At 70.1% G+C, this 10,996-nt stretch carries 11 protein-coding genes and 3 pseudogenes; 4 read left to right on the top strand and 10 right to left on the bottom strand.

The features are described 5' to 3' along the window. On the bottom strand, window positions 1–198 hold a 198-nt coding region (locus RUMESO_RS23900; protein ID WP_211262755.1), incomplete at its 3' end, for a transposase. Window positions 199–364: 166 nt separating this feature from the next. Here RUMESO_RS23900 and RUMESO_RS03810 point away from each other — a divergent pair. The 4 genes and pseudogenes from RUMESO_RS03810 (at window position 365) to derI (ending at window position 2,379) form a co-directional block, all read left to right on the top strand. Then, window positions 365–1,141: a DeoR/GlpR family DNA-binding transcription regulator gene (locus RUMESO_RS03810; protein ID WP_037278165.1), complete on the top strand. Its 777-nt coding sequence runs from the start codon at window positions 365–367 to the stop codon at window positions 1,139–1,141. Further along, a pseudogene (locus tag RUMESO_RS27665) lies at window positions 1,138–1,248 on the top strand (hypothetical protein); the annotation flags it as partial. The gene RUMESO_RS03810 and the pseudogene RUMESO_RS27665, both read left to right, overlap by 4 nt. Before the next feature lie 127 nt (window positions 1,249–1,375). Then, window positions 1,376–1,915: pseudogene (locus tag RUMESO_RS03805) on the top strand (triose-phosphate isomerase family protein); the annotation flags it as partial. Next, on the top strand, window positions 1,912–2,379 hold the full coding sequence (derI, locus tag RUMESO_RS03800; protein ID WP_037278164.1) for a D-erythrulose-4-phosphate isomerase: 468 nt from the start codon (window positions 1,912–1,914) through the stop codon (window positions 2,377–2,379). The pseudogene RUMESO_RS03805 and the gene derI, both read left to right, overlap by 4 nt. Window positions 2,380–2,386: 7 nt before the next feature. Here the strand turns inward: derI and RUMESO_RS03795 are convergent, their stop codons facing one another. From RUMESO_RS03795 to RUMESO_RS03770, 9 genes and pseudogenes are all read right to left on the bottom strand, one after another. Then, entirely contained in the window at window positions 2,387–4,090 is a 1,704-nt protein-coding gene (locus RUMESO_RS03795) for a glycerol-3-phosphate dehydrogenase/oxidase (protein WP_037278162.1), read from the bottom strand. Beyond that, a complete protein-coding gene (locus RUMESO_RS03790) occupies window positions 4,087–5,592 on the bottom strand; it encodes an FGGY-family carbohydrate kinase (protein WP_037278161.1) in 1,506 nt (501 codons plus the stop codon). Before RUMESO_RS03790 ends, RUMESO_RS03795 begins: the two co-directional genes overlap by 4 nt. A gap of 83 nt (window positions 5,593–5,675) precedes the next feature. Then, on the bottom strand, window positions 5,676–6,296 hold the full coding sequence (locus RUMESO_RS26815) for a substrate-binding domain-containing protein (RefSeq protein ID WP_245639130.1): 621 nt from the start codon (window positions 6,294–6,296) through the stop codon (window positions 5,676–5,678). Beyond that, a complete protein-coding gene (locus RUMESO_RS26810) occupies window positions 6,293–6,631 on the bottom strand; it encodes a type 1 periplasmic-binding domain-containing protein (RefSeq protein WP_245639129.1) in 339 nt (112 codons plus the stop codon). The genes RUMESO_RS26815 and RUMESO_RS26810 overlap by 4 nt, the downstream gene beginning before the upstream one ends. Before the next feature lie 166 nt (window positions 6,632–6,797). Beyond that, window positions 6,798–7,184, bottom strand: coding sequence for an ABC transporter permease (locus RUMESO_RS27660; protein WP_342670720.1), 387 nt, complete (start codon window positions 7,182–7,184; stop codon window positions 6,798–6,800). Window positions 7,185–7,299: 115 nt separating this feature from the next. Further along, window positions 7,300–7,620: pseudogene (locus RUMESO_RS27655) on the bottom strand (ABC transporter permease); the annotation flags it as partial. Window positions 7,621–7,685: 65 nt separating this feature from the next. Continuing rightward, window positions 7,686–9,893 (bottom strand): sugar-binding domain-containing protein, encoded by a 2,208-nt coding sequence (locus tag RUMESO_RS26805; protein ID WP_281177525.1) that lies wholly within the window; start codon window positions 9,891–9,893, stop codon window positions 7,686–7,688. After that, window positions 9,781–10,146, bottom strand: coding sequence for an ATP-binding cassette domain-containing protein (locus RUMESO_RS26800; RefSeq protein WP_281177524.1), 366 nt, complete (start codon window positions 10,144–10,146; stop codon window positions 9,781–9,783). The genes RUMESO_RS26805 and RUMESO_RS26800 overlap by 113 nt, the downstream gene beginning before the upstream one ends. Then, window positions 10,143–10,799, bottom strand: coding sequence for a DUF2291 family protein (locus RUMESO_RS03770; RefSeq protein WP_037278160.1), 657 nt, complete (start codon window positions 10,797–10,799; stop codon window positions 10,143–10,145). The genes RUMESO_RS26800 and RUMESO_RS03770 overlap by 4 nt, the downstream gene beginning before the upstream one ends. Window positions 10,800–10,996: the final 197 nt, after the last annotated feature.

Here is a 10,996-nt window from a genome sequence, read left to right as displayed (position 1 = left end):
AAAGAGCGCCTTCAACATCAGGCACGCCTGGATGGCAGCATCCGAGAAGGTGGTCGGACGCCCGCGCCGGCCACTCGGGGCGGCGATCCACTCCATCTCGGGATCAAACCAGACCAAAAGCGAGCCGCGCTGCTTCAGGGCTTCACTGTAGGCGCGCCAGTTGGTCGTGCGGTAGGTCGGAGGGTCAGGCTTGGGCATCCTCATCCACTAACCCACTCAGCCTCCAAGAGGAATCCCGCAGGATTTGCGCAACAGAGCCGGATAGGCGAGCCGAAGAAGATCACTATTCATTATCACAATATCACATGAACTACTTGGAAATGCCGTAGCCTGTGTGATATTCGTTCCGGCGACGGAGGTTGCGATGAAGCTCGAGGATCGGCGCCAAGCGATCGTGGAACTGCTGGTGGAGCGCGGCTCTGCTGGGCTCGACGACCTTGCCGCCCGCTTCGACGTCAGTCGCATGACCATCCACCGGGATCTCGACGACCTTGAGGCGGCGGGCCTGCTGCGGAAGGTGCGCGGCGGCGCCACCATCGAGGCGTCCTCCCAGTTCGAGAGCGACTACCGTTACCGCGAGCGTCAGGGCGCGGCCGAGAAAAGCCTCATCGCCGCCCACGCCGCCCGCATGGTCGAGCCGGGAATGAGCGTGATGGTGGACGACAGCTCCACCGCGCAGGCGCTGGTGCCGTACCTTGCGGCACTGAGACCTCTCACCGTCATCACCAACAACCTTTCGGTCATGGCCGGACTGGCCGACAAGCCGGGCATCGTCCTGATCGGGCTCGGCGGCACCTACTCGCGCAAGTTCAACGGCTTCTTCGGCCTGATGACCGAGGAGGCGCTCGAAGGCCTGCGCGCCGACGTCGCGCTCGTCTCCACCTCGGCCATACACGACCTCGCCGCCTTCCACCAAGACCAGGAGGTCGTGGGTGTGAAGCGACGGATGCTGCGCTCCTCGAAGACCCGGGTGCTGATGGCCGACCACGCCAAGTTCGGGCTCACCGCGCTGCACTTCTTCGCGGAGCTGGACAGGTTCGACGCGGTCGTCACCGGGCCCGAGTTGCCCGAGGTAGCGCGAAAGGGGCCTCGGGACGCTCGCGTCGCCCTGCAGATCGCTGAGATGGAGGGAGCGGCATGACGAGGACCCCGTGGGTCGGCACCAGCTGGAAGATGAACAAGACCCGCGCTGAGGGGCTGGCCTTCGCCCGCGCCCTGCGCGCGGGGGAGGAGAACCGCGACCCGCGCGTGCAGCGCTTCATCGTCCCGCCCTTTACCGCGCTGGCCGAGGTCTGCGCGGCGCTGGAGGGCACCTCGGTTCGTCGTCGGAGCCCAGAACGGTCATTGGGCGGACGCGGGCGCCTGGACGGGCGAAGTCTCCATGCCCCAAATCCGCGACTGCGGCGCGACCTTGGTGGAGCTCGGTCACAGCGAGCGGCGGACCCATTTCGGCGAGACGGACGAGACGGTCGGCCTCAAGGTCGCTGCCGCGCTCAGGAACGGACTCACGCCTCTCATCTGCATCGGCGAGCACGCCGAGGACAAGGACGCGGGCCGCGCGGACGCGGTGCTCGCCAGCGAGGTCACGGCGGCGCTTTCTCCCGTCGCGGGCGCGGTGGACGAGGTGCTCCTCGCCTACGAGCCGGTCTGGGCCATCGGCGAGACGGGCGTGCCCGCCGAGCCCGCCTACGCCGACGAGCGGCAGGCCCGCATCGCCGAGGTCGCGCGGGGGATCATGGGGCGGCACGTCCCGGTCCTCTACGGCGGCAGCGTCAACCCCGGCAATTGCGAGGAGCTGGTCGCCTGCCCGCATATCGATGGCCTGTTCATCGGCCGCTCCGCCTGGGCGGCGGAGGGCTACCTCGACATCCTCGCGCGCGTCTCGCGCGCCCTTTCCAAGGAGCCGACATCATGAAGATCGCCATCGCTGGGGACAGCGCCGGGGCCCCCCTCGCCAAGGCTCTGGCCGACCATCTCAAGGGCCGCGAGGGGCTGGACGTAGCCGAGCTCTCAGCCTCGCCCACCGGGCAGGATGAGTTCTATGCGAACATCTCGGACCGGGTGGCGAGCCAAGTGAAGGACGGCACCTACGACCGCGCGATCCTCTGCTGCGGCACGGGCATCGGCGTGGCCATCGCCGCCAACAAGGTGCCTGGAATCCGCGCGGCGCAGACCCACGACACCTACTCGGCCGAGCGGGCGGCGCTGTCGAACGACGCCCAGATCATCACCATGGGCGCGCGAGTGATCGGCACGGAGCTCGCCAAGGCCATCGCCGACACCTGGATCGCCAACACCGAGAAGTTCGACCGCGAGGGCAAGTCCGCCCCTAACGTCGCCGCCATCGGCGAGGTGGACGCGAAGTACCACAAGGCCTGAGCGCACCTCAGACCGCTCCGGCGAGCCTCATCCGGTGCGCGCCCTCGAGCCGGGCGCGCACCGCCTCGATCTCGGCTCGGGTGCGGGTCTCGGCCCAGCCTAGAGCGAGGGCGGTCACTTCCGCCACCGCGTCGAGGTCGCGAGCGGTCAGCGAGCCCGTGACCGCCAGCGAGGTGCGCCGCATCACCACGTCGGCAAGGTGCATCGCGCCCTCCTCCCGCACGATCCAGTCGATCTCGGCCCGGCTGTAGCTTCGGGAGTCGGGCAGCCGGTCGGCATCCATCCATCGGCCCCGGTGAGCGGCCACAGCGCGGGCCGTCGTCCCGTAGCGGGCCAGGAGCTCGCCGATCCGGGCAGGGTCGAGACCGGTGGAATGGACTGTGTCGGCGATCCAGTCGGCGCGGGCCTCTCCCGTCGGGAATCCGTGCCCGCCGCCGATCGCCTCGTCCCGGGTCGGCAATCGTCTCGCCCGGCCGAGGCGCCCGAGCACCGCGTCGGCGACCTCCTCGGCGAAGCCGCGGAAGGTGGTCCACTTGCCGCCCACAAGGCTGACCACAGCGAAAGGCCGTCCGGGGGCGGGCTCTGCCACGGGGGCCGAGTGGTCTCGGCTGATGAGGCCCGGGTTGCTCGCGCCCGAGGCGGGGAGCGGCCGGATGCCAGAGTAGACGTGGACGACCTGCTCGGGCCCGATGGCGAGGGCCGGAAAGAGCGCGCGGAGGCTCTGGAGGATGTAGGCCACCTCCTCGTCGGTCGCCCGCACCCGGTCCGGGTCGCGGTCGGGGATGTCCGTGGAGCCGGCCAACGCCTTGCCCAGGTAGTCAAAGACAAGGCAGATGCGCCCGCCGTCAGCCTCGAAGTAGATCATGCGGCCGTTCAACTGCCGGACGAGTTCGGGGTGGTCGAGGACGACGTGGCTGCCCCGCGTCCCTCCGATCAGCCGCCCGCCGACGCCCAACGTCGCGTTGACCGCGTCGATCCAGGGACCGGCAGCGTTGGCGACGATCAGGGGCCGGACGGCGAAAGGGGCTCCCTCTCCCCGCTTGAATCGCAACTCGCCACCGTCAGCCGAAACCAGGATCGCGTATGTGACGGCGGCCGAGCCCTGGCAGGCGGCGAGGCCATCCTCGACGAGTTCCATTACCAGACGCTCGGGCTGGGTGATGCGGGCGTCCCAGTAGGTCCCTGCCGCGACGATGGACGGGGTGAGGGCCGGGAATTCCCGCAGGGCGCGGGACCGGCTCCAGAAGCGGTGACGCGGCATGACGCGGGCGCGGGTGCCGTAGAGGTCGTAGAGCCAGAGCCCGACCTCGATGAGCAGCGCCCCCCGCGCCCGCGGCGCGGTGGTGGAACCGAAAAGGGTCCGGAGCGCCGCCCCGATCCCCTTGGTCCAGGAGAAGATGGGGATCACCGTCGGCAGCGGCTCAACCAGGTGCGGCGCGTTCCGGAGGAGCAGATTCCGCTCCAGCGTGGACTGGGCGACGAGTCCGAGCTCCCCCGTCTCCAGGTACTTGATGCCCCCATGGATTAGCCGCGAGGGGGCCGCCGAGGTGCCCGAGGCCCAGTCGCCCCGGTCCACGAGGAGGCAGGGCACCCCCTGCAGGCAGAGGTCGCGGAACAGCCCCGCGCCGTTCACCCCGCCCCCGAGGATCACAATTTCGACCCCGTCCCGGACGGCGGCCTGCAGTCGCGCCTCCCGTGCCTCGGGCGTCATGCGCCGAGCGCCCCGATCGCGGGCCAGAGCGGCGCCAGGGCCTCGCTGATCCGGCAATGGAGGGTGTAGCGCTCGTCAAGCCCGGCTCGCCGGGCAGCGTCGGGCTCGTAGGTCGTCTCGAAAGCAGACATGTCGCGCGGGTCGGCGTCGAAGCGTGGATAAAGCCCCACCGCCGCGCCGGCGCAGAGGGCGGCTCCCCAGGCAGCGGCTTCCTCGGTCGCAGTGACGGTGACCGGAAGCCCCAGCACGTCGGCAAAGAGCTGCACGACCAGCGGGCTGCGCGAGGCGCCCCCGGTCAGGCGGCAGGCGTCGAAGGCGAAGCCCTCGCGCAGGGCGTCCACGTGGACGCGGTGGTTGAAGGCGATTCCCTCCAGTACCGCGCGAAGCATGTCGCCCCGGTCATGCCAGCCCTGGAGCCCCATGAACCCTGCGCTCGCCTGCTCGCCATGGGGCGAGCCGTAGAGGTAAGGGTGGAAGAGGACCGAGGAGGGCCGCGCGAAGGCGGCCGCGATCTCCGGGGCGAGACGGTCATGGATGGCCGCGCCCGCCTCCGCCCGCTCGGCCGCGCAGAGGCGGTCCAGGAACCAGTCGTAGTTCGCCGTCGAGGCAGGCGAGATGGACATGGCGTGCCAGAGCCCCGGGGCCACGGCGGCGCGGCAGAACCAGCGCGGGTCGGTCAGGGGGCGGGCGGTGACCACCTCGTTGATGGAGTAGGTTCCGGCGACGACGGCCACGACCCCCTCGCGATGCCCGCCGATCCCGAGCGAGGAGGCGGTGACGTCGTGGAGCCCGGCCGCGACCGGCGTACCGGGACGAAGGCTGGTGATCGCCGCGGCCTCCGCCGTGACCTCCCCCACCACCTCAGCCGAGTTCGCGATCGAGGGGAGTGCGCCGTCCAGGGCCTCCAGGCTGTAGAGCCTCAGCGCGTCCACGGACCAGCCCTGCGTCCGGAGGTCGGTGAAGGAGGTACTGGCCTCCGTTCGGTCGGTGCCAACCTGGCCGGTGAGGCAGGTGCGGAGCCAGTCCTTGCAGGAAAGAACGTGGCCGATCCGCGCGTAGCGTTCCGGCTCCTCGTCCCGGACCCAGGCGAGCAGGGCCGACGGGGCGGAGACGTGAGGCCGCTGCCCGGTCAGCGCGAGCGCGCGGTTGGCGGTGCCGTCCGCGACCCAGGCGGCGAGCGGCGCGCCCGCGCGGCTGTCGAGTGACAGGATGCCTGGCCCGAGCGGCCTCTGCTCGCAGTCGAGCAGGTAGACGCCGTCGCCGTGGGCCGTCGCGGCCACGGCGCGGATGTCCGAGGCCGGACGTCCGCAGGTCGCGACCGCCTCCGCCACGGCTTCGGCGGCGGCCCGCCATAGGCCGTCCATGTCGCGCTCGATGTGGCGGGGACGTGGGATCGACTGCGGCAGACGTCGGCGCGCGACGGAGAGCGGCGTCCCGCCCTCATCGAAGACCACCGCCTTGGTGGCGGTCAGGCCGCTGTCGATGCCGAGGATGGAGGGCACGGGAGATCCTGGGCGAAGGATCGGGCCCGAGGGCCCGACCAGAGAAGAAGGCGCGACCCCCGGAGAGAGCCGCGCCGGGGTCCTTACTCGGACAGGGTAAACGGGCCGGTGTACTTGTCCACGTTGTCCTTGGTGATGAGCAGGCAGTCGAAGAGCTGCTTCTCCGAGTCGACGCCGGTCGAGCCGTTGGTCAGGTAGGCGTCGACCTGCTTGATCGCCTCGGCCGAGAACACGGCGACGGGTTGGAGCACGGTGTAGGCCATGGTGCCGGCCTTGACCGCCTCGACCGCGTCCGGCGAGCCGTCGAAGCCGCCGACGATCACGCCCTCGAGCTTGCCGGCCTCCTGCAGGGCCGCGATGGCGCCGAGCGCCATCTCGTCGTTACCCGAGATCACGCCCTGGATGTCAGGGTTGGCCTGCATCAGGGCCTGCATCTTGTCGTAGCCCTGGGTGCGGTCCCAGTTCGCGACCTCCGAGCCGACCTGCACGAGGTCGGGATACTGCGACAGCACCGTCATGTAGCCGTTCGAGCGGGTGGCGGCGTTGTTGTCGGAGGGGGCGCCGACGAGCTCCACGTAGTTGCCCGTGTCGCCCATCGTCTCGACCCACTGCTGGGCGCCCAGCGCCGCACCCTGGGCGTTGTTCGAGACGAGCTGGCCGATGGTCAGGCCTTCCTGGTTGATCTCGGCGTTGACGAGGATCACCGGGATGCCCGCGTCGACGGCCTCTGGATGTTGCCGATGGAGCCGTCCGCGTTCGCCGGGTCGAGCACGATCGCCACCGACTGATTGGTGATGGCGGTGTCGATCAGGTTCGACTCGGTGTTGGTGTCGCCCTTGTGGGCGCCGACGGTGGCCGAGTAGCCCATCTCCTCGGCGGTGGCCTGGGCGACGTTGCCCTCGGTCAGCCAGTAGGGGTTCGCCGGGTCGTTGACGATGATGGTGATGAGGCCCTTGTCCTGCGCCCAGGCGGAGCCGGCCAGCAGCGGCGTGATGGCGGTGGCGGCAAGCAGGAGCCGGCGGGTGATGGAAAGCGTCACTTTGTCCTCCCTTGGACGTCTGGTTGGGGTGCCGACATTGCGGCGGTCTTTCCGCGACGGGCCGGCCCTCAGGCCGGGCGTCCCGGCGGCGGAGAAGCGGGGGAAGCGGCGGGCTTGCGGGCCCGGCCGCCATAGCGGATGGAGTTGAGCAGCACGGCCAGCACGATCACCGCGCCGGTGAAGACCGTCTGCCAGTACGACGACACCCGATGATGACGAGGCCGTTCGACAGGAAGCCGATCACGAAGGCGCCCAGCATCGTGCCCCGCACGGTGCCCCGGCCGCCGGTGAGCGCGGCGCCTCCGATCACCACCGCCGCGATGGCGGTGAGCTCGTAGGTGGTGCCCGCCGTGGGGCCGGCCGAGTTGAGCTTGGAGGAGAGCATGAGCCCGGCGATCGCCGCGCAGATGCCCGAGAGCACGTAGACCGAGATCTGCACGCCCTTGACCGGCACGCCCGACAGCTCGGCCGCGCGGGCGTTCCCGCCCGAGGAGTAGAGCCAGCGGCCGAAGGCGGCGCGGGCCAGCAGGAGGCTCGCCGCAAAGGCGACCACGGCGAGGATGATGATGCTGATGGGGATGCCCGCCAGCTTCTCGCGCCCGAGCCAGGCGAAGCCCGTGTTGCCGAGCGCGGGGTCGCCGTCGAGCCCCGTTGTAGGTGAGCCCGTTGGTCATCAGCAGCGCGATGCCGCGCGCCACGTACATCACCCCCAGCGTGGCGACGAAGGCCGGCACCTTGAGGTAGGCGACGAGGACGCCGTTGACCGCGCCGATGGCGGCGCCGAGCGCCAGGGTCAGGACCACCACGGCCCAGACCGGCGGGTAGAGGATGACGCCCATCGGCGCGATCTCCACGCCCTTCATCATCGCCCCCGCGACCACGCCGCAGAGGCCCAGCACCGAGCCGACCGACAGGTCGATGCCGCCGTTCAGCACGACGAGGAGCATCCCCACGGCCAGCAGGCCATAGATGGCCACCTGGCTCGACATCGTCAGGAAGTTCGACGCCGAGAAGTAGACCGGCGACAGGATCGAGAAGACGACGATGATCGCGATCAGCGCGAAGAAGGCCCGTCCCTCGAGGAGGAGGCGGCCGAGGTCGAAGTTGCCGCCGAAGAACCCTGGGCGCTTTCCGCCGCTGGCCGCCAAGTCTGCCATGGGTTCCTGCTCCTCAGTGATGTGTCGCGGCGCCTGTCGGCGCAAGGTGGGCGCCCTCGGCGCGCATCAGGTCGCCGATGGCGCGGGCGGTGTGCTCGTCGGTGACGAGGCCCGAGAGGAAGCCGCTCTCCAGCACCGCCTTGACGGCGGACACCTTCACGCCCCCCCCCGGCCACGGCCAGGATGCGGCGGCCCCGCAGCCGGTCGAGCGACAGCGTGACGATACGGCGCGTGACCTCGGTCTGCACCGGCCGGCCCTGGGCGTCGAAGAAGTGGCCGAGCATCTCGCCCACGCCCCCGGCTGCGGCGATCGCCGCCATCTCCTCGGGCGTGACCATCCCCGCCGTCACCAGTTCGGCCTCGGGGACGGTGGTGCCGACACCCACCAGCAGGAGGCCGGCGCCCTCGGCCAGGGCATAGGCCGAGGCGACGTCCCTCTGTCCCATGAGCACCTCGCGGTCCCGTTCGCTGTTGGCGGTGAAGGGCACCGGGATCACCGTTGCCTCGGCCTTGGTCCGCTCGGCCAGACGGTTGACCACCTCGTGCGGGTTGATCCCGGCGCTGCGTGTCAGGCCGCCCATCAGCCCCACGACCTTGAGCCCCGGGACCGGCAGGGCCGGCAGGTTGCCCACGCAGGCGAGGAGCGTGCGGCCATGGCTCACGCCCAGGACCATTGGCCCGCGCGCGAGCTCGTCCGCCAGGACCCGCCCTCCGGCCACGCCCAGCGCCTCGAGCGGCAGGTCGTCGCGGTGGAGGTCCGACGCGATCTCGCAGGTCTCGAGCCCGTAGTGCTGCGCGATCTGCTGCTTCAGGTCGACCTCACCCGAGGCGGCCATGATGCGCTCCTTGGGCACGTCGGGGCCGAACTCGGCGGCGATGCGGCCCTTGCGCATGACCAGAATGCGGTGGGCGACCGACAGGCACTCGTTGACCTCGGAGGTCGAATAGACCACGGCGAGGCCCTTCCGCGCGCCCTCGGCGAGGAGCCGGAACACCTCGGCCTTGGCGCCCACGTCGATCCCGCGCGACGGCTCGTCGAGGAGCACGACGCGGGGATGCGTGGCCAGCATCTTGCCGATCACCACCTTCTGCTGGTTGCCCCCCGACAGCGAGCCGATCATGGCCCCCGGGCCGGAGGTCTTGACCTGGGTCTGCCGGATTCCGTCGTTGATCACCGCCCGCTCCCGCGCCCGGGAGGTGAACAGCCCCTTGGTGAAGTCCATGATCGAGGCGAGCGACAGGTTCTCGCCCACCGTCATGGTCTGCACGAGCCCGTCGCGCTGCCGATCCTCGGGTACGAGGACGAGGCCCTCGCGGATGCGCTCGCCGATCGAAAGGCGCGAGACGTCGCGGCCTTCGAGCAGCACGCGGCCACTGGTGAGAGGCAGCCGGCCTGCGACCGCTTCGAGGAGCTCGGTGCGCCCCGCGCCCATCAGCCCGTAGATGCAGACGATCTCTCCCTTGCGGACGCTCAGTGACAGCCGGTCCACGAGGTCGGCGCCCGAGGCATCGGGCACCGAGACCTCCTCGATGGCCAGCGCCACCTCTCCCATGGCGTAGCCGGTGGGTGGGCTCCCCAGGTCGAAGTTCTCGCCTACCATGTGGCGGACGATCCATTCGAGATCGATGTCCTTGCGTTCCGCATAGGCCGTCATCGCACCGTCGCGCAGCACTACCGCGTGGTCGGTGATGGTCAGCGCCTCCTCGAGGTGGTGCGAGATGTAGACGATGGCGACGCCGCGCGCCTTGAGGTCGCGGATCACCTTGAACAGCACCTCCACCTCCGAGGCCGACAGCGCCGAGGTGGGCTCGTCCATGATCAGGATGCGCGAGTTCACGGAGAGCGCGCGGGCGATCTCCACGATCTGCTGCTGGCCCAGGCGCAGGTCCTCGACCGGGGTCAGCGGGTCGATCTCCTCCTCCAGCTCCTCCATCAGCGCGCGGGCCTGCTGCGCCTCCTCGGCAAAGTCGACGCCTCTTGGCCCCCGGATCTCACGGCCCATGAAGATGTTGTCGCGCACCGACATGTTGGGCGCGAGGCTCAGCTCCTGGTGGATGATCGAGATGCCCTGCGACTGCGCGTCCGATGAGGAGACGAAGCTCACGGGGGCGCCCGTCGAGGAGGATCTCGCCCGAGGAGGGCTGGATCACGCCGGACAGGATCTTCATCAGCGTGGACTTGCCCGCCCCGTTCTCGCCGAAGAGCGTGGTGACCTGACCACGGCGGACCTCAAAATTCACGCCTTTAAGCGCGTGGACGGCCCCGAAGGACTTCGCGATGTTCCTCGCCTCCAGCACCGTCTCGCCAAGGCCCTGGACCTCGCGAGAGGGGCGGCGGACCTGCACGGCGGCGGTCATTGGACGCTCATCCGCACGGGGGTGACGAGCCAGCTCTCCGGGTTCACGAGGCGAAACACGCCGGTTAGCGTGACGGTCTTGCCGGTGAGGTTCGTCGTGTCGATCCCCTGGAGCACCTGCGCCTTGACCTGATTGTTGAGCGCGCTCCCCGCGTCCTGGTACTCGATCTGGTTCTTGAACTGCCCGAACTCGACGGTCCCCGTCGCGTCGCGCACGTCGGTCCCGTTGATCGCGGGTCCGGTCTGCACGCGGACGCGGATGCCCTCTAGCCCCTCCACCGCCACGTCGTAGACGCCCGAGCGCGCGTCGCCCGCCACGCCGGTCAGGTTCACCGCGAAGACTGGGGTGCCATTCGAGACGACGCCGTGGTCGGCGGCGGCCTTGGCCGGGTCGGCAGCGATGGCCTGAGCGAGTTCCGGGGCGTCCACCGCCCGCTCTTCGATGAGGCCCTGGATGCGCGGGAACTCGGTCTCGCCGTAGGTATCGGGCGAGAAGGCCTGGACGCGGGCGTCCTGCTCGGAGCCGACGCGCACGACGGTGGTGTCGATCGCGATGCCGGCCAGCACAGCCAGGGCCACGACGGCGATGATCCCGGCGCGAAGGCCGCGGCGCGGGGTCGCGCGGCGGGGCGGGGCATCGGCACGGGCGCTCATGCCACGCGCCCCGCCCTGCGACGAGTCCACGACGATGATGGAACGTGAGTCATCCGGGCCGCTGGCTGCATGGCCTTTTCCTCCTCCTCTCTCGTCGCGGCAACGACGTTGGATGCCGCGCTCCTCCCATGATCCCGGCGCCGAATCGGTCCCCTTATCTGGCGACCGAGCCGAAAGGCTCTTGGAAATCTTGCGTC

Source organism: Rubellimicrobium mesophilum DSM 19309, from assembly GCF_000600335.2.
GTDB lineage: Bacteria > Pseudomonadota > Alphaproteobacteria > Rhodobacterales > Rhodobacteraceae > Rubellimicrobium > Rubellimicrobium mesophilum.
This window is presented reverse-complemented; position numbering and strand designations above follow the sequence as displayed.